At 64.3% G+C, this 17,264-nt stretch carries 15 protein-coding genes; 7 read left to right on the top strand and 8 right to left on the bottom strand.

Annotation, left to right across the window (positions count from 1 at the left end; translation table 11 throughout):
• Positions 1-15: 15 nt before the first annotated feature.
• Entirely contained in the window at positions 16-1,533 is a 1,518-nt protein-coding gene (locus IVB18_RS34990; protein WP_247984855.1) for an acetyl-CoA acetyltransferase, read from the bottom strand.
• A gap of 124 nt (positions 1,534-1,657) precedes the next feature.
• Here IVB18_RS34990 and IVB18_RS34985 point away from each other — a divergent pair, with 124 nt between their 5' ends.
• On the top strand, positions 1,658-2,839 hold the full coding sequence (locus tag IVB18_RS34985; RefSeq protein WP_247983422.1) for an IS110 family transposase: 1,182 nt from the start codon (positions 1,658-1,660) through the stop codon (positions 2,837-2,839).
• Between the two features lie 583 nt (positions 2,840-3,422).
• Here the strand turns inward: IVB18_RS34985 and IVB18_RS34980 are convergent.
• Entirely contained in the window at positions 3,423-4,556 is a 1,134-nt protein-coding gene (locus IVB18_RS34980) for a nitronate monooxygenase (RefSeq protein WP_247984854.1), read from the bottom strand.
• A 423-nt stretch (positions 4,557-4,979) separates the two neighbouring features.
• Here IVB18_RS34980 and yghU point away from each other — a divergent pair, with 423 nt between their 5' ends.
• Positions 4,980-5,858 carry a glutathione-dependent disulfide-bond oxidoreductase gene (gene yghU / locus IVB18_RS34975; RefSeq protein ID WP_247984853.1) on the top strand — a complete coding sequence of 293 codons (879 nt, stop codon included), beginning with the start codon at positions 4,980-4,982 and terminating at the stop codon, positions 5,856-5,858.
• 172 nt (positions 5,859-6,030) lie between these two features.
• Here yghU and IVB18_RS34970 read toward each other — a convergent pair whose 3' ends face one another.
• The 3 genes from IVB18_RS34970 to IVB18_RS34960 form a co-directional block, all read right to left on the bottom strand.
• On the bottom strand, positions 6,031-7,305 hold the full coding sequence (locus IVB18_RS34970) for an acyl-CoA dehydrogenase family protein (RefSeq protein ID WP_247984852.1): 1,275 nt from the start codon (positions 7,303-7,305) through the stop codon (positions 6,031-6,033).
• Positions 7,306-7,450: 145 nt separating this feature from the next.
• On the bottom strand, positions 7,451-7,828 hold the full coding sequence (locus tag IVB18_RS34965; RefSeq protein WP_247984851.1) for a VOC family protein: 378 nt from the start codon (positions 7,826-7,828) through the stop codon (positions 7,451-7,453).
• Between the two features lie 124 nt (positions 7,829-7,952).
• A complete protein-coding gene (locus IVB18_RS34960; RefSeq protein WP_247984850.1) occupies positions 7,953-8,732 on the bottom strand; it encodes an SDR family oxidoreductase in 780 nt (259 codons plus the stop codon).
• A 178-nt stretch (positions 8,733-8,910) separates the two neighbouring features.
• Between IVB18_RS34960 and IVB18_RS34955 the strand changes: the two genes are divergently transcribed.
• Genes IVB18_RS34955 through IVB18_RS34945 form a run of 3 tightly spaced genes read left to right on the top strand, consistent with a single transcriptional unit; the run spans position 8,911 to position 11,069 of the window.
• The gene (locus IVB18_RS34955) at positions 8,911-9,699 is read left to right on the top strand and encodes an enoyl-CoA hydratase/isomerase (RefSeq protein WP_247984849.1); all 789 of its coding nucleotides are present in this window, start codon (positions 8,911-8,913) and stop codon (positions 9,697-9,699) included.
• On the top strand, positions 9,696-10,682 hold the full coding sequence (locus IVB18_RS34950) for a phosphotransferase family protein (protein WP_247984848.1): 987 nt from the start codon (positions 9,696-9,698) through the stop codon (positions 10,680-10,682). Before IVB18_RS34955 ends, IVB18_RS34950 begins: the two co-directional genes overlap by 4 nt.
• A gap of 3 nt (positions 10,683-10,685) precedes the next feature.
• Entirely contained in the window at positions 10,686-11,069 is a 384-nt protein-coding gene (locus IVB18_RS34945) for a DUF6285 domain-containing protein (protein ID WP_247984847.1), read from the top strand.
• A 101-nt stretch (positions 11,070-11,170) separates the two neighbouring features.
• Here IVB18_RS34945 and IVB18_RS34940 read toward each other — a convergent pair whose 3' ends face one another.
• Entirely contained in the window at positions 11,171-11,950 is a 780-nt protein-coding gene (locus IVB18_RS34940) for an enoyl-CoA hydratase-related protein (RefSeq protein WP_247984846.1), read from the bottom strand.
• 209 nt (positions 11,951-12,159) lie between these two features.
• Here IVB18_RS34940 and IVB18_RS34935 point away from each other — a divergent pair, with 209 nt between their 5' ends.
• Positions 12,160-13,434, top strand: coding sequence for an acyl-CoA dehydrogenase family protein (locus tag IVB18_RS34935; protein ID WP_247984845.1), 1,275 nt, complete (start codon positions 12,160-12,162; stop codon positions 13,432-13,434).
• 168 nt (positions 13,435-13,602) lie between these two features.
• Here IVB18_RS34935 and IVB18_RS34930 read toward each other — a convergent pair whose 3' ends face one another.
• Both IVB18_RS34930 and IVB18_RS34925 read right to left on the bottom strand, forming a co-directional pair.
• The gene (locus IVB18_RS34930; protein ID WP_247984844.1) at positions 13,603-15,183 is read right to left on the bottom strand and encodes a fatty acid--CoA ligase; all 1,581 of its coding nucleotides are present in this window, start codon (positions 15,181-15,183) and stop codon (positions 13,603-13,605) included.
• A gap of 249 nt (positions 15,184-15,432) precedes the next feature.
• Complete coding sequence (locus IVB18_RS34925; RefSeq protein WP_247984843.1) at positions 15,433-16,305, bottom strand: SDR family oxidoreductase; 873 nt, start codon at positions 16,303-16,305, stop codon at positions 15,433-15,435.
• A 105-nt stretch (positions 16,306-16,410) separates the two neighbouring features.
• On the opposite strand from IVB18_RS34925, the gene IVB18_RS34920 reads away from it, so the two are divergent.
• Positions 16,411-17,220: a crotonase/enoyl-CoA hydratase family protein gene (locus IVB18_RS34920; protein ID WP_247984842.1), complete on the top strand. Its 810-nt coding sequence runs from the start codon at positions 16,411-16,413 to the stop codon at positions 17,218-17,220.
• Positions 17,221-17,264: the final 44 nt, after the last annotated feature.

Here is a 17,264-nt window from a genome sequence, read left to right as displayed (position 1 = left end):
TCCTCGCGCGCGAGATCACGACACCCGCCACTCGGGCACGCCATCGGCGGCCATCGCGATCTCGCCGAGCGAGCCGACCGGCGTCCGGTTCATGTCGAGCAGATGCGCCAGCGTCGCCGTATCGCCCGCCGAAATCCGCGCCAGCGTGCGCCGGTCATCTGCTGTGCGCAGCATCACCACGCCGTGCTCGGCCTCGCCACCACGGCCATAGAGCACTGTAAAACTCTCGACCTTGCCCTTGCCTGAGGCCTCGGCGACGAACTCCGGCACCGCGCGCTTGTTGCGGTCGGCCTCCGGCTGCACGCTCGTCTCCTGCGCCAGCGCTTCGCGCGGTGGCGTCTTCGACACCACCAGTGCGTGGTGCTTGGTGACGAAGCCGCCCTGGCCATAGAGCAGGCCGAGCTTCGCGCCGTCGCGCACACGCCGCACCATCGCGCAGGCCGCATGCGTCATGTAGGTGTTGAGTGGCGCGCCGAAGAAGGTGAGCCCGCCGGTGACGGTCGGCTGCACGTCGGCACCAAGGCCCAGCGTCCGCCGCGCCATCTTGGGCACACAAGGGAAGCAGCTATAGAGCTCGATCGCGTCGAACCTCTTGCCGTCGCCGCCGGCGAGATCCATCACTGCGTTCAGAACGGCGTTCTGCGGATGGCTCTCGTAGAACTGGTCGCGCAGCAGGTAGTCGCGCGGCTCTTCCGCGGATGCGCCACCGAGCGGATATACCAGCTTGTCCTCCGCGATGCCGGCCGTACGTGCCTTGGCGAGACTGGTGAGCAGCAGCGCACCGCCCATGTTGACCATGGGATTGGCCACCATCAGCTTTGTGTAAGGCCAGGCGATCAAGCGGTTGTCTGCGGTCGGTGTCGTGATCTCGTCTGGCGCAAAGCGCCGCTTCAGCCAGGCGTTGGGATTTTGCGCGGCGGCTTCCGAATAGCGCGACCACAACGTGCCGGACTCCGCCAACGCTTCGCGCGTCGTCTGGCCCCAATGCGCCGATGACGCGGCTTCATAGAAGGGATACACGGTGACCGGGCGGAATACGCCGAGCTTGACGGCGAGCGGCTTCTGGAATGCCGCGCCGCGCTTCGGCTCCTCGACGTCGTGGGCAAACGGCGTCCATGGCATCTTTGCGCCGGCGCGCTCCGCCTTGGTCGCGGTCGACTGCGCCTCCGCGCCGCAAACTGCGGCAGCACTGCATTCACCGCGCGCGATGCGCTGCGCGGCCTCGTGGATGTAACGGATCGGGCTCTCGCCCCCGACCGGGCCGTAATTGCAATGCGAAGGCGCGATGCCGAGGCGTTGCGCCAGCAGCTTTTCCGGTTCGCGATAGCGCCAGCTCAGGAAATTGACGACGTCGAGCGACTGCACCTCGCCGAGCAGCTTTGCGCCGGCGTCAGCCTCGGCACGCCGCAGCGCCTGTTCCAGCAGATCGAGCGGTTCGAGGCCGTCGGTGATTTCCTTGGGCCGGTCGATGATCTCGCCGATGCCGACGATGACGGGGATGCGGTCTGGGGAGAGACTTGTTTTTTCTATCATGGCTTCAATTCACGATATCAGTTGTTTCGTCTTTGCGAGCGCAGCGAAGATTCCATGGGGAGTGGATAGCGACCAGGTCTGAGGCCAGACTGAGGTTGCTGAACCCCTCAACCTGGAGACGACGATGTTGCTCGATCATCCTTCCGACGGACCGACCGCTATCCGGACGCAGTTTGGCGCAATTTTTGTGTCTTTGGAACTGAGCCGTTCGACGTGGGTGATTACGTCACTTTCGCCTGGTACGGGCGAGAAGATGTCCAGGCACAGCGTCACGGCCGGCGATACGGCTGAGCTGATGAAGCTGTTTGCGGAACTCAGGCGCAAGGCGGAGGCCAGGACCCGCGAGAGCTATCCGATCATCACGATCCAGGAAGCTGGGCTGGACGGGTTCTGGCTGCACCGTGTTCTGCAACAGAACGGCATTGAGAGCCACGTGGTCGATCCCGCCTCGATTGCGACGTCGCGACGGCGGCGGCGGGCCAAGACTGACAGGCTCGATGGCGAGGCGCTGTTGCGGGCGCTTCTGGCCTACAAGCGCGGCGAGCCGCGGGTCTGTGCGATGGTGGTTGCGCCCTCGCCTGAAGAGGAGGACCGGCGCAGGCTGTGTCGCGAACGAGCGACGCTGATCGCCGAGCGCATCACGCATGTGAACCGGATCAAGGGTCTTCTGTTCGCGCAGGGGATATCCGACTACGTGCCGCTGCGGCGCAATCGGCGGGCGCGGCTTGAGGCCTTGCGCACGGGCGACGGGCGGGAGCTGCCTTCGCATTTGAAGGCGCAGATCGGCCGCGAGCTCGATCGGGTCGAACTGCTTCTGGAACAGATCAAGGCGGTCGAGGCCGCGCGAGATGCTCTGCTGGCCGCAGCCCGGAAGCCTGCAGACAAGAACGCTGCAGACAAGGTCGCGCCGGATCCGGTGGCGATGCTGCTGGCCTTGAAAGGGCTCGGCGCCAACTTTGCGGCCGTGCTCTGGTCGGAGGCGTTCTACCGGCAGTTCTCCAACCGCCGCCAGGTCGCCGCCTATGCGGGGCTTGCGGCGACGCCGTGGCAAAGCGGAGGCATCCGGCACGAGCAGGGCGTGTCGAAGGCCGGCAATCCCAGGCTGCGGACCACAATGATCCAGCTCGCCTGGCTGTGGATACGTCACCAGCCGCAGTCGGCCCTGACGCGCTGGTTCAAGGAGCGAAGCCCGCAAGGCCGCAAGCGCGCGATCGTGGCGCTGGCGCGCAAGCTTCTCGTGACCTTGTGGAAGTATGTCACCGCGGGCGAGACCATCGAGGGGGCCGTGATGAAGCCCGCCGCCTGATCCGGACCGCACCAAGCGGCGTGCTTCGCCGCCCGCGCGCAACGAAAGAACCATAACCCATCTGCCGAGGCCCGATCAGTCTCGGAAGATCCGGGTGGACGAACCGATGGATTGCATGGCTTCAAACGCCGCAACGAAGAATGGCCTCGTCCTCTCGAGCCTGCCCGCCGCAAGCGGAATCGTGGTGCAGTCGCCTTGTGCGACGACCGAATGTGAGTTTGATCTGGCAAGCAACCCAGATCGTCGAACCGGCTCGACCCTTGGATCGCAAATGCGAGGATGGCAGATGCCCTGACAGAACCGCCAACGCGAGGAGCTCCTATCGGCCCAACGCACCAAGCATGATGGCGTGCTCGCTCAACTCAAGGCCAAGCCGCTTCGCGGCGGCCCTAACAGGCCGGCCTTGACTTGATCTGCGCGCGCCATCCTGCAGAACCCGCGGTCGGGACGAAGAGGTGGCTGCAGTCGAACAAAAAGGTGACTGCTCATCCTTGACATACACATTCCCCATGTGAGCAATCCAGAATCTTTCCGCGGAGGCAGTCTGGATTGCTTCGCTGCGCTCGCAATGACGCCGTGGAGGTCACTCCGCCACCAGCGCATTCATGTGCTCGACGGCTTCGGCAAACTCTTCCTTGAACTCCTGCACCACGGCGCCCGCCGACTTCACGCTGTCGATCAGTCCGACGCCCTGGCCAACGAAATAGCTGACGAGATCGCGCGCCCGCGCATTGCCCGCGGCCGCCGCACGGTCGATCGAGTTGAAGGCGTCGCGGCTGATGATGCTTTGCAGCGGCATCGGCAGCGCGCCCGGGCTCTCCGGTGCGCGGTCCCAGGCATCGGTCCAGACCGAGCGGAGCTGCCGCGCGGGCTTTCCCGTGCGGCCCTTCGAGCGGATCGCGTCGCGCGACGAAGCGGCGATCATCTTTTCGCGGAAGATTTCCGTGGTCTCGGCCTCGACGGTCGCGAGCCACACCGAGCCGGTCCAGGCGCCGGCCGCGCCCATCGCCATGCAGGCGGCCATCTGCCGCCCGGTCATGATGCCGCCGGCCGCCAGCACCGGCACGTCGCGGATCGGCTTGATCGCCTTGATCACCTCCGGCACCAGCACCATGGTCGAGACCTCGCCGCAATGGCCGCCGGCCTCGGTGCCCTGCACCACGAGGATGTCGACGCCGGCCGCGACCTGGCGCAGCGCGTGCTCCTTGGCGCCGACGAGGGCTGCGACCGGCACGCCGTGCTTCTTGCCCATCTCGATCATCGCCTTCGGCGGCACGCCCAACGCATTCGCGATCAGCCGGATCGGGTGGTGGAAGGAGACCTCGAGCAGCTCCAGCGCGTTCTTCGCGTCGAACGGCTGCGGCTGGTTGTCGGCGACGCTCGTGGTCGTTAGCTCGATGTCGTACTTCTTCAGGAGATCGCGGGTGTAGTCGCGGTGCTGTTGCGGCACGCGCGCCTCCAGGCTCTTCCAGGTGACGTCCTTCTCGCCCGCGGTCGAGATGTTTTCGGGGATCAGCACGTCGACGCCGTAAGGCTTGCCGTCGACGTGGTCGTCGATCCATTTCAGCTCGCGCTCGAGAGTCTCCGGCGTGTGCACGGTCGCGCCGAGCACGCCAAAGCCGCCGGCGCGACTGACGGCGGCAACGACGTCGCGGCAATGGCTGAAGGCAAGCAGCGGGAACTCGATGCCCAGCATGTCGCAGATCGGCGATTTCATGGTTCTCTCCCGGCGGCCGTCGCGTTGCTGTTGTTGCTTGCGTTATTGCTTTTCTTGGCGAAGGCGGCTCGACGCTAGCCCATCGTCGCCTGCGATGCCAAGCCGGATTTGGCCGCGCATCTTGCGTGCACGCGTCGTGTTGCGCGTGAAGCCGTTTTGTCGCGCAAAATGAGCGGAGCAGGAGCCGCCGATATGCCTCTCGGGATTTCGCGAGCCGGGAAGATTGCTGACCGACAGCATGAGAAAAACAGGCGGTGTCACGCGAGGCTCGGCAGATGCGGCCTCTGGTCCAGGACTTCCTTGGCAAGGTCAAGCTGCATGACACCGGCTTGAGGTCCGCGCCTCGTGCAGATCGGGCGGCCTTGCCATCGGCCATTTGCGGGCTAATTAATGCATACGCATCTTCCAGCCGGAGCCCATTGCATGACCGATGCCCCCACCTACGTGCCGCCCAATGTTTGGACCTGGAACAAGGAGAACGGCGGGCAGTTCGCCAACATCAACCGCCCGATCGCGGGCCCTACGCACGAGAAGGAGCTCCCGGTCGGCCGCCACCCGTTTCAGCTTTATTCGCTGGCGACGCCGAATGGCGTCAAGGTCACCGTGATGTTCGAGGAATTGCTGGCCGCCGGCCACAGCGGCGCGGAATACGACGCCTGGCTGATCAAGATCGACGGCAACCAGTTCGGCAGCGGCTTTGTCGGGGTCAATCCGAACTCGAAGATTCCGGCGCTGATGGATCGCAGCGGGCCGACGCCGATCCGGGTGTTCGAGTCCGGCGCGATCTTGATGCACCTTGCGGAAAAGTTCGGCGCTTTCCTGCCGACCAGCGGCCAGGCGCGGGCCGAATGTCTGTCCTGGTTGTTCTGGCAGATGGGCAGCGCGCCGTTTCTCGGCGGCGGCTTCGGCCACTTCTATGCCTATGCGCCGAGCAAGATCGAATACGCCATCAATCGCTATGCCATGGAAGTGAAGCGGCAGCTCGACGTGCTCGACCGTCGTCTTGCCGACCACGAGTATCTCGGAGGCTCCGATTATACGATCGCCGACATGGCGACCTGGCCCTGGTACGGCGCGCTCGCCAAGGGGCTGGTCTATGGCGCCGGCGAATTTTTGTCGGTGCAAGACTACAAGAACGTGCAGCGCTGGACCGACCAGATCGCCAAGCGTCCCGCCGTCAAACGCGGCCGCATGGTCAACCGCATCTCCGGCGATCCCGCAAGCCAATTGCACGAGCGCCACGACGCCAGCGATTTCGAGACCAGGACGCAGGACAAGATCGGCGAGGCAGCCGTGTCGTAGCGGCTTCTTTTCTTACCTCGCCCCGCTTGCGGGGAGAGGTCGGAATTCAAGCGCAGCTTGAATTTCCGGGTGAGGGGGGACTCTCCGCGAATCCAACTGCCTCCGTCCTTCGGAGACTCCCTCTCACCCCGACCCTCTCCCCGTAAGAACGGGGCGGGGGAGAGGAGAGAGCTTACGCCATGCTCAACTCGTGCCGTCCCACCACCATCCAGTGCACCTCGTCCGGACCATCCGCGAAGCGCAGGTGGCGCACGTCCTGATACATTTCGGCGAGCGGGGTCCAGTGCGAGATGCCGGTGGCGCCGTGCATCTGGATTGCCTGGTCGATGATCTTGCAGGCGCGCTCCGGCACCATGGCCTTGACCATGGAAACCCAGATGCGGGCTTCCTTGTTGCCGAGCACATCCATGGCCTTCGCCGCCTTCAGCACCATCAGCCGCATCGCCTCGATCTCGCAGCGGGCCTGCGCGATGATCTGCATGTTGCCGCCGAGATGGGCGATCTTCTTGCCGAAGGCTTCGCGGGTGAGGCCACGCTGCACCATAAGGTCGAGCGCCTTCTCGGCCTTGCCGATGGTGCGCATGCAGTGATGGATGCGCCCGGGCCCGAGACGAAGCTGCGAAATCTCGAAGCCGCGGCCTTCGCCGAGCAGAATGTTCTCCTTCGGCACACGGACGTTGTTGAAGCGCATGTGCATGTGGCCGCGCGGGGCGTGGTCCTGGCCGAACACATACATGGGACCGAGCACCTCGACGCCGGGGGTGTCGCGCGGCACCAAGATCTGCGACTGCTGCTTGCTCGGCGCCGCATCCGGATTGGTCTTCACCATCACGATGAGGATCTTGCAGCGGGGATCGCCTAAGCCGGAGATGTAGTACTTCTCGCCGTTGATGACCCATTCGTCGCCGACGAGTTTTGCGGAGGTCGAGATGTTCTTGGCGTCGGAGGAAGCGACGTTCGGCTCGGTCATGACATAGGCCGAGCGGATCTCGCCATCCATCAGCGGCTTCAGCCACTTCTCCTTCTGCTCCTTGGTGCCGACCCGCTCCAGCACCTCCATGTTGCCGGTGTCGGGCGCCGAGCAGTTCATGCTCTCCGACGCCAGCGGGCTCTTGCCGAGCTCGGAGGCGATGTAGGCGTAGTCCAGATTCTTCAGGCCCTGGCCTGTCTCGTCATCGGGCAGGAAGAAATTCCACAGGCCTTCCTGCTTGGCCTTGTTCTTGGCTTTCTCCAGCACCTCGAGCTGTTTCGGCGTAAAGCTCCAGCGGTCCTCCTTGGTCTCGCCAGCCTTGCCGAACTCGATCGACATCGGCTCGACGGTGTCGCGGATGAATTTCTTCACATGGTCATAGAGCGGACGGACCTGGTCCGACATGCGGAGGTCGTTGAGCTCGTCCCCGGGATTGAGGGTGTAGTTGGTGGTGCGGGGTATGTAGGCGTGTTTCATTGTTCCTCCCGTGTCGCATCAAGCGTTGCCGCCAACAATAAACGTGACAGGGCCAAAGCGCGAGCGCGCATTTTTCACGCGACCCATGCCACATCGCGGAATTCTTCGCCGCGGCGTTTGAAATGTTGTTTGAATGCCGGCGAGCTCACCCCAACCGATGCATCGCGCAGATCTTGTTGCCATCGAGATCGCGCAAATAAGCGAGGTAGAGCTTGCCGGCTGATCCTTCGCGGATGCCGGGCGGGTTCTCGCAAGTCTTGCCACCGCTGGCGAGGCCGGCCGCATGCCACGCATCGACCTGCTCAGGCGAATTGCAGGCAAAGCCGATGGTGCCGCCATTGGCAGGCGATGCAGCCTCGCCGTTGATCGGTTTCGAAACGGAGAACACGCCGGTTTTGGTGATGTAGAAGATGCGATGGCCATCGACCCTGGCGGGCCGCACTTCGAGCGTGCCGAGCAGCTTGTCGTAGAACGTCTTGGCCTTGTCGAGGTCGTTGGTGCCGATCATCACGTGCGAAAACATTTGCCCCTCCCAAATTTATGTATTCAGAGTTCGTAGCCCGGATGGAGCGAAGCGAAATCCGGGTTCGTTTTATTCCGATAGTCCCGGATTGCGCTTCGCTCCATCCGGGCTACGCGATTGAAGATCAAAACGCGGTATAGCCGCCGTCGATCACGAACGTGTCCGCCGTGTGATACGACGACGCCTTGCTCATCAGGTACACCGCGATGCCGCCGAAATCGCTGGCCTCGCCGAAGCGCCGCATCGGAATCCGGGGCATCACGTTGGCGACGAACTTGTCGTTGGCCATGAGGCCGGCGGTCATGTCGCTCCTGATCCAGCCGGGCAGGATCGCATTCGCGGTGACGCCATGGCGCGCGAGCTCGACGCCGAGCGCGCGCACCAGCGCGTTGATGGCGGCCTTGGTCGCGGCATAATGCTCGTTGCGGGCGGTGCCGAAGATCGAGGCGAGGCTCGAGGTTGCGACCAGCCGGCCGAAGGGATCGCCGGCATTGGCGCGGTCCGTCATGTGCCTGGCCGCGGCCTGGAACGCGTGGAACACGCCGTCGAGATTGGTCGCAAACATCGTGCGCCATTCCTCTTCGGTGCGCTCGACGAAGGAGCGCCGGCCGCCGCCGCCGATGCCGGCATTGGCGAAGCAGCCGTCGACCCGGCCGAAATTGTCGAGCGTGGCCTTCATCGCCGCATCGACCGAGGCCGGATCGGTGACGTCGCAGACGCGGGTGTCGACCTTGCCGGGCAGTCCGGCCATGCTCGCGGCAGCGCTTCTGTTCTTGTCAGGGTTACGTCCCCAGATCGAGACATTGCAGCCCTGGCCGGCGAGCGCCTGCGCGATGCCGAGCCCGATACCGCCATTGCCGCCGGTGATCACGGCGACACGGCCGGTGAGGTCGAAAAGGTTCATGGCGCGTTTCCTGTTTTTGGCATGACGCGCGTCAGCCGGTGCGCGCAAGATCATGCGATATGACGATGGGGTATGCTTTCGTCACCATGGACAAGGCCGCGCCAAAAATCAAATATGCGCCCCGGCAAAGCAATTCCGGTCTGCGAAACCAACGCGGGCCGCAACTGACGAGGAAACGATGCAGTTCAAACACGTCACGCTCGAATTCGACGGGCCGGTGGCCATCCTCAAGCTCGACCATCAGGAGGTCATGAACGCGGTCTCGATGGACATGCTGGGCGGCCTGTCCGATGCGCTCGACGCGATCGAGGAGAAGAAGGAGGAGGTGCGCTGCGTCGTGCTGACCGGCGCGGGGCGCGCGTTCTGCACGGGCGCGAATCTTCAGGGCCGCAACAATCAGTCGAAGAAGACCAAGGCCGGCCTGACGCTCGAGACCGGCTTTCATCCGTTCCTGCGGCGCGTCCGCAATCTGCATTGTCCGATCGTCACCGCGGTCAACGGACCGGCCGCGGGCGCGGGCATGAGCTTCGCGCTGCTCGGCGACATGATCCTGTGCGCGCGCTCGTCCTATTTCCTGCAAGCGTTCCGCCGCATCGGCCTGGTGCCGGATTGCGGCTCGACTTGGCTGTTGCCTCGACTGATCGGCAAGGCGCGCTCGATCGAATTGTCGCTGATGGGCGAGCGGCTGCCGGCCGAAAAGGCGCTGGAGTGGGGCCTCATCAATCGCGTCTATGACGACGGAGTGTTGATGGAGGAGGCGATGAAGCTCGCGCGCGATCTCGCCAACGGCCCGACGGTCGCGCTGTCCCTGATCCGGAAGCTCTACTGGGACAGCCCAGAAAATTCATTCGAAGATCAACTCAATCTGGAGTTCCAGTGTCAGCTGCGCGCCGGCGACACGCAGGACTTTCGTGAAGGCGTCGGCGCATTCCTGGAGAAGCGCCCGGCGCAGTTCAAAGGCAAATGATCGAGGCGGAGCTTTCCCGCAGCGTTGCACGCTGGTGCCCGGGTGCGACCGGCGTCACCGGCGCCGCAAAGCTGTCGGGCGGCGCCAGCCAGGAGACCTGGCGCTTCGACATTGTGCATCCCGACGGGCCGATCGGCGCAATCCTGCGCCGGTCGCCGAAGGGTTATGGCGCGGCACCGACGCGTGCCGCGGGCCTCGACGCTGAAGCGCAGCTGATGCAGCTTGCCTTCGAGGCTGGTGTGCCGTCGCCCCGCGTGATGCATGTGCTGACGCCGGAAGACGATCTCGGCACCGGCTTCATCATGCAGCGGGTCGAGGGCGAGACCATCGCTCGCAAGATTCTTCGCGATGATGAATTCGCCGCGGCGCGGCCTATCCTGGCGCGGCAGATCGGTGGCGTGCTGGCCGGTCTGCATCAGCTGCCGCTGTCGAAACTGCCCGAGCTTCGCCGCATGACGGCAACGACGGAGATCGGCGAGTTCGAGCGCGACTATCGCAGCTTGAACTGGCCCAAGCCGGTGTTCGAGCTGGCGCTGCGCTGGCTGCGCGATCACGATCCCGGCCCCTCCGCCGAGGAGACGCTGGTGCACGGCGATTTCCGCAACGGCAATATGATCATTAGTTCCGACGGCATCCGCGCCGTACTGGACTGGGAGCTCGCCCATCTCGGCGATCCCATGGAAGATCTCGGCTGGGTCTGCGTCAACTCCTGGCGTTTCGGCGAGATCGACAAGCCGGTCGGCGGGTTTGGTTCGCGTGAAGAACTGTTCGCCGGCTATGAAGCAGCCGGCCGGAGCGTCGATCCGGCGCGCGTCAAATTCTGGGAAGTGATGGGCACGCTGCGCTGGGGCATCATGTGCGGCGGCATGATGCAGCGGTTTCGCGAAGGCCCGGACCATTCCATGGAGCGCGCCATGATCGGCCGCCGTGCGTCCGAGACCGAGATCGATCTCTTGCGGCTGCTTGCGCCGCGCGGGAGGTAAGACATGCAGGACGAACCGACACCGATCGAGCTGACCAAAACGGTCGCCGATTTCCTCCGCAACGACATCACGCCGCTGGTCTCCGGCCACCAGGCCTTCAAGCTGCGTGTCGCGATCAACATCCTCGACCTGGTGACGCGGCAATTGGCGCTGGAGGAGGGGAGCGATGCGAGGGAGGTGGAGCGGTTGCGAGCGCTGCTCGGAGCGGACGGCGCGGTGACCGAGCTCAACCGCGCGCTCGCCGACCGCATCGCGAAGGGCGAGGTGGATCTCGCGACGCCAGGTCTTGCCGAGCACCTCTGGCAGACCACGATGGACAAGCTCGCCATCGATCAGCCGAACTACGCCTCGTACAAGCGGGAACTGAACAACAAGCCAGGCTCTTAGTTTGTCGTCATGCCCGGGCTTGTCCCGGGCATCCACGTTCTTCGTGCCCGCGCGGCGAGACGTGGATGGCCGGGACAAGCCCGGCCATGACGGAGACGGCGCTACTTCCCCACCCATTTCGGCGGTCGCTTCTCCGAAAATGCCTTCGGGCCCTCGACGTAATCCTGCGACGCCACCATCGCCTTCACCGCCGGATATTCCCGTTGCTCCTCGATCGCCTGCTCCAGCGAGACGCCGAGCCCCTTCTGGATGGTCTGCTTCGACGCGCGGATCGACATCGGCGAGTTCTTGGTGATCATCTCCGCCCAGCGCAGCGCGCCGGCAAGCGCCTCGCCCTGCGGTACCACCTCGTTGACGAAGCCGAGCTCAAGACCTTCCTTGGCGCTGACATGGCGCGCGGTGAGGATCATGCCCATGGCGCGCTTTAATCCGATCTGGCGCGGCAAGCGATGCAGGCCGCCGGCGAGTGCGGCAAGGCCGACGCGCGGCTCCGGCAGCGCGAAGGTCGCATTCTCCGAGGCGATGATCAGGTCGCAGGCGAGCGCGATCTCGAAGCCGCCGCCCATCGCAACGCCGTTGACCGCCGCGATGACCGGCTTGTCGCAGTCAAAGCGCGAGGTGAGGCCGGCAAAGCCGCCCTTGTCCCAGCCGCGCTTTCCGCCTGCCGCCTGCCACTTCAGGTCGTTGCCGGCGCAGAACGCCTTGTCGCCGGCGCCGGTGACGATCGCGACCCACTGCTCGGCATCGGCGGAGAAATCGTCAAACACCTTGTTGAGCTCGAAATGCGCATCGGTGTGCAGCGCGTTGTAGACCTCGGGCCGCGACAGCGTGACGATCGTGATCGGCCCCTTGCGTTCCACCTTTGAAAATTTCAGCTCCATGGTCGCTCCCGCATTTTCTCCTCAGGGAATATTGAGGCGCATACTAGCGCGCGGGCGCGGCGCAACACCATCGAATTGCGCAACGCGCCTTGCGCGCTTCACACGTCTCGGCTTGCTTGACTTGCGCGCGCTCTTCTCACCTTAATCGAGCGAAGCAGAAATGCGCGTAGCGCCTTAACGCAAAACAAAAAATCATCCGGGAGAGACTCGTGGATTTCTCATTGCCTGCCGATCTCGTCGCCTATCTCGGAGAGCTCGACGGTTTCATCGACCGCGAGATCAAGCCGCTGGAGGCGGCCGATGACAACATTCGCTTTTTCGACCATCGTCGCGAATGGGCGCGCACCGATTTCGAGAATGGCGGCCTGCCGCGGCATGAGTGGGAAGCGCTGCTGCGCAAGGCGAAGGATCTTGCTGACGCAGCCGGTCACCTGCGCTTTCCGGTGCCGAAGCAATATGGCGGCAAGGACGGTTCCAATCTCTGGATGGCCGTGATCCGCGAGCATTTTGCGGCGAGCGGCCTCGGCCTGCACAACGATCTCCAGAACGAGCACTCCGTCGTTGGAAATTTCCCCGTCGTCACCATGCTCGACCGCTACGGCCGTGACGACCAGAAGGCGATGATCGACGGCTCGATCAAGGGCAAGTACCGCATCACGTTTGGCTTGACCGAGCCGCATCACGGCTCGGACGCGACGCACATGGAGACGCGCGCGGTGCCCGCGACCCGTGACAACGTCAAGGGCTGGATCATCAACGGCGAGAAGATGTGGACGACCGGCATGCATGTCGCCACGCACTGCGCGCTGTTCGCGCGCACCAGCGGCAATGACGGCGACGCCCGCGGCATCACCTGCTTCCTGGTGCCGGCCAAGAGCCCCGGCGTGAAGGTCGAGGAGTACATGTGGACCTTCAACATGCCGACCGATCATCCCCGCGTCAGCTTCACCGACGTGTTCGTGCCTGAGGATGCGCAGTTCGGCGAGGTCGGCCGCGGCCTGTCGCTGGCGCAATGTTTTGTGCATCAGAACCGGATCCGCCAGGCGGCGAGCTCGCTGGGTGCTGCCGTCTATTGCATCAACGAGAGCGTCAAATACGCGCGTGAGCGAAAGCCGTTCGGCAAGGCGCTCGCCGAAAACCAGGCGATCCAGTTCCCGCTGGTCGAGCTCGCGACCCAAGCCGAGATGCTGCGGCTTCTGATCCGCAAGACCGCCTGGGAGATGGACAAGCTCACGGAGGAACAGATCGAGCGCACGCTCTCCGACCGCGTCTCGATGTGCAACTACTGGGCAAACCGCCTCTGCTGCGAATCCGCCGACCGCGCCATGCAGGTCCACGGCGGCATGGGCTACTCACGCCACAAGCCGTTCGAGCACATCTACCGTCACCACCGCCGCTATCGGATCACGGAGGGGAGTGAGGAGATCCAGATGCGGAAGGTGGCGGGATTCTTGTTCGGGTATATGGGGCCGGGGAAGCATTAAGGAGCGGCTACGCATTGTCTCTCCCCAACGTCGTCCCGGCGAAGGCCGGGACCCATAGCCACAGGAAGAAGTCGTAGCGCGAGTTGGTAATTGCCTGTCTTCGCCAAACCACGCCCTGTGGGTATGGGTCCCGGCCTTCGCCGGGACGACGATGTGGACATTGCGCGGCTAATTCACCCGCCGGTCCTTCCCCGCCCAATAAGGCTCGCGCAACTGCCGCCGCAAAATCTTGCCTGACGGATTGCGCGGCAGGGCCGGCAGGAACTCCACGCTCTTCGGCGTCTTGAACCCGGCGATGCGCTCGCGGGTGAAGTTGATGATGTCGGTGGCGGTCGCTTGCTTGCCGGGCTTCATCACCACGACCGCCTTCACCGCTTCGCCCCATTTGTCGTTGGGCACACCGATCACGGCGGCTTCCGCGACGTCCGGATGATCGCACAGTGCGCTCTCGACCTCGGCTGGATAGATATTCTCCCCGCCGGAGATGATCATGTCCTTGATGCGGTCGTGGATGTAGAGGTAGCCGTCCTCGTCCATGTAGCCGGCATCGCCAGTGCGCAGCCAGCCGTCGGTGCGCAGCGTCGCGGCGGTCGCCTCCGGCAGGTTCCAGTAGCCGGCCATATTCGAGCCCGAGCGGGTCGCGATCTCGCCGACCTGGCGCGGCGGCAGCGGCTTGCCGTCTACATCGAGGATCGCGATCTCGACGCCCGGCAGTGCCTTGCCGGCCGAGCGCATCCGCTCGAGGCCCTCGACGTGATCCTCCGGCGGCAGCGCGACGATGGTGCCGGTGGTCTCGGTCATGCCGTACATCTGCACGAAGCCGCATTTGAAGATTTCGATGCATTCCTTCAGCAGCGCCGCGGGAATCGGGGAGGCGCCGTAGAGCATGTACTTCAACCGCGAAAAATCCACCGTCTTGGCGCGCGGCTGCCGTACCACGAACTGCATCGCCGCCGGCACCATGAACAGCTTTGTGATGCCGCACTGCTCGAAGAAATCCAGCACCTTGGTCGGATCGAACTCGCGCGCGATCACCCCGCGGGCGCCGTGATAGAGGCCCATCACACCCCAGCCCGAACCGCCGATATGGAAGATCGGCATCGCCACCAGCGACACATCGTTGGTCGACCACCGGTTCCACTCCGGCTTGTCCTCGGCGTTTCCGGTCTGCACCAGGTTGAGGAAGTTCGCATGCGACAGCATCGCGCCCTTGGGCTTGCCGGTGGTGCCGGAGGTGTAGAGCTGGATCGCGATGTCCTTCGTGTCGATCGGCACCTTGGGATCGTCGCCGCTCTGCGCGTCTCGCCAAGCGGTGAAGTCGGGCCACTCCGGCGCTCCGCCTTCGGTGGTGATGACGGTGCGCACGCTAGGCAGTTTGTCCTTGATCTGGCCGACCTGCGCGATGAACTCGGGTCCGACGAACAGCACCGGCGCCCTGCAATCCGTAACGATGAAGGCGACCTCGGGTCCCGCGAGCCGCCAGTTCACCGGCGCCATCACCACGCCGGCCTTCATCGCCCCCATCAGCAGCTCGAAATAGATGTCGCTGTTCTTGCCGAGATAGGCGACGCGGTCGCCTTTCTTCAGGCCCATCGCAATGAGCGCGTTTGCGACCTTGTTGGTCTTGAGGTCGAATTCGGTAAAACTGGTGACGCGCCCCTCGAACTCATAGGCGACGGCGTTGCCGCGGCTCTTCGCGCGCTCGCGCACCATATCGGCAAGATTCGCCAATGGCTGTGTGGTGGACATGTCTCTCCCGTGGCGCTTTGTTTTTTATGCCGCGGAGTGTGGCGTCATCTGTGCGCAAAGACAATACGGGGGAGGCGCATGTCACTCTCTCAACGATGTCGTCCCGGCGAAGGCCGGGACCCATACCGCGTGATCTATCGGTTGCGTTCAGTGCTAGTCCCAAACGACCAGCCTCCGCCAAATTTCCGCCTGGTGGTATGGGTCCCGGCCCCCCGTGCGCAATTGCGCACTAGGCCGGGATGACAATAACTACCCCCTCGCAGCGCGGTCCTTCTCGTTCTGCGCCTTGATGCTGTCCCGCGCCTTGGTCCAGTCGTCGTCGCTCCAGTCGCGGAGCTGGTAGAAATTGCCGCCCATGGCGAGCGCCTGCGCGCCGTCCATGGCGATGGTCTCGCCGGTGATCCAGTCGCAGCCGCCGGAGATCAGGAACACCGCGAGGTTCTGCAATTCCTCCATGGTGCCGATGCGGCCCATCGGGTTCATCGCCTTGGTATGCGCGCCGGCTTCGTCGCCGGGCTTGATGCGCTTGCTCATGCCCTCGGTCGGGATTTCGCCCGGCGCGATGGTGTTGAGGCGGATGCCGTATCTGCCCCATTCGGTTGCAAGCGACATCGTCATGGCGTGGATCGCCGACTTGCTCATCGCGGATGGCACCACGTAGGGCGAGCCGTTGCGCACCCAGGTGGTGGTGATCGACACCACGTTGCCTGGCTGCTTCGCAGCGATCCAGCGTTTGCCGACCGCATGCGTCACGTAGAACGTGCCGTGCATGACAATGTTGGCGACCGCGTCGAAGCCGCGCGGCGACAGATCTTCGCTGCGCGAGATGAAATTGCCCGCGGCGTTGTTGATGAGGTCGGTGAGGGGGCCGTCGCGGAAAATGTTCTCGACCATCTCCTCGACTGCGAGCGCGTTGCGGATGTCGACGCCGTGGCTGGTGACGCGGCCGCCATACTGATCCATCAGCTCGGTCGCGGTCTCGTCGCAGACGATCTTGCGCCGGCCGCAGATGTGTACCTCGGCACCGAGCTGCAGAAAGCGCGCCGCCATCGCCTTGCCGAGCCCGGTACCGCCGCCGGTGACCAGGATGCTCCGGCCGGCCAGAAGATTTTCCTTGAACATGGCTGTTTCCCCCGTAGGGATTGTCAGTTAATTGGTCGATTGACTAAATCCGGCCGCCGTCTTCCTGTAAAGCGGCACCGAACAAGAACAAGGGAGAATTCGTCCATGGAAGAGCGCGTCTCGATCTCCATCTCGGAAGGCGTCGCCGACGTGCGCCTGGTGCGCGCGGACAAGATGAACGCGCTGGATCAGGCCATGTTCGAGGCGCTGGTTGCCGCAACCGACCGGCTTTCGAAGGAACAAGGCGTGCGCGTCGTCGTGCTGTCCGGCGAGGGCCGCGCCTTCTGCGCCGGTCTCGACATGGGACGCTTTGCCGCCATGAAGGAGAAGGGCGGCAACGGAATTCCGGGTGGCGAAAATCGCGATCTGACGGCGCGCACCCACGGCCAGGCGAACTTTGCACAGCAGGCGGTCTGGGGCTGGCGCCAGCTTCCGGTGCCCGTGATCGCCGCGATCCAGGGCGTCGCCTTCGGCGGCGGCTTCCAACTCGCGCTCGGCGCCGACATGCGCTTCCTCGCGCCCGATGCGCGGATGTCGGTCATGGAGATCAAATGGGGGCTCGTGCCCGACATGGCGGGCACGCCGATCCTGGCCTCGCTCGTGCGCGACGACATTTTGCGCGATCTCACCTACACCGGCCGCATCTTCTCCGCGCAGGAGGCGATGGCTTTCGGCCTTGCCACGCGCATCTGCGACGATCCGCGCGCGGCTGCGCTTGAAGTCGCGCGCGAGATCGCCGGCAAGAGCCCCGATGCGATCCGCGCCGCGAAGCGTCTGCTCAACAATCTCTCGGTCGATCCGGGCCCTGCGCTGCTTGCCGAATCCGTCGAGCAGCAGAAGCTGATAGGCAGTGCGAACCAGACCGAGGCGGTGCGCGCCAATCTGGAGAAGCGCGCGCCGCGATTCGCGGATTAGTCTCAGTCTCCGTCATGGCCGGGCTTGTCCCGGCCATCCACGTT

The sequence above is a fragment of the Bradyrhizobium sp. 186 genome, from assembly GCF_023101685.1.
Classification (GTDB): domain Bacteria; phylum Pseudomonadota; class Alphaproteobacteria; order Rhizobiales; family Xanthobacteraceae; genus Bradyrhizobium.
The sequence above is the reverse complement of the archived record's forward strand: the minus strand, read 5'-3'. Positions and strand labels throughout refer to the sequence as shown.

Excerpts from the sequence above, each read along its gene's own strand:
- IVB18_RS34985 (WP_247983422.1), top strand. The coding sequence starts at position 1,658 with ATGTTGCTCGATCATCCTTCCGACGGACCGACCGCTATCCGGACGCAG.
- IVB18_RS34980 (WP_247984854.1), bottom strand. The coding sequence starts at position 4,556 with ATGAAATCGCCGATCTGCGACATGCTGGGCATCGAGTTCCCGCTGCTT.
- IVB18_RS34930 (WP_247984844.1), bottom strand. The coding sequence starts at position 15,183 with ATGTCCACCACACAGCCATTGGCGAATCTTGCCGATATGGTGCGCGAG.
- IVB18_RS34925 (WP_247984843.1), bottom strand. The coding sequence starts at position 16,305 with ATGTTCAAGGAAAATCTTCTGGCCGGCCGGAGCATCCTGGTCACCGGC.
- IVB18_RS34970 (WP_247984852.1), bottom strand. The coding sequence starts at position 7,305 with ATGAAACACGCCTACATACCCCGCACCACCAACTACACCCTCAATCCC.
- yghU (WP_247984853.1), top strand. The coding sequence starts at position 4,980 with ATGACCGATGCCCCCACCTACGTGCCGCCCAATGTTTGGACCTGGAAC.
- IVB18_RS34960 (WP_247984850.1), bottom strand. The coding sequence starts at position 8,732 with ATGAACCTTTTCGACCTCACCGGCCGTGTCGCCGTGATCACCGGCGGC.
- IVB18_RS34990 (WP_247984855.1), bottom strand. The coding sequence starts at position 1,533 with ATGATAGAAAAAACAAGTCTCTCCCCAGACCGCATCCCCGTCATCGTC.
- IVB18_RS34940 (WP_247984846.1), bottom strand. The coding sequence starts at position 11,950 with ATGGAGCTGAAATTTTCAAAGGTGGAACGCAAGGGGCCGATCACGATC.
- IVB18_RS34945 (WP_247984847.1), top strand. The coding sequence starts at position 10,686 with ATGCAGGACGAACCGACACCGATCGAGCTGACCAAAACGGTCGCCGAT.
- IVB18_RS34950 (WP_247984848.1), top strand. The coding sequence starts at position 9,696 with ATGATCGAGGCGGAGCTTTCCCGCAGCGTTGCACGCTGGTGCCCGGGT.
- IVB18_RS34955 (WP_247984849.1), top strand. The coding sequence starts at position 8,911 with ATGCAGTTCAAACACGTCACGCTCGAATTCGACGGGCCGGTGGCCATC.
- IVB18_RS34920 (WP_247984842.1), top strand. The coding sequence starts at position 16,411 with ATGGAAGAGCGCGTCTCGATCTCCATCTCGGAAGGCGTCGCCGACGTG.
- IVB18_RS34965 (WP_247984851.1), bottom strand. The coding sequence starts at position 7,828 with ATGTTTTCGCACGTGATGATCGGCACCAACGACCTCGACAAGGCCAAG.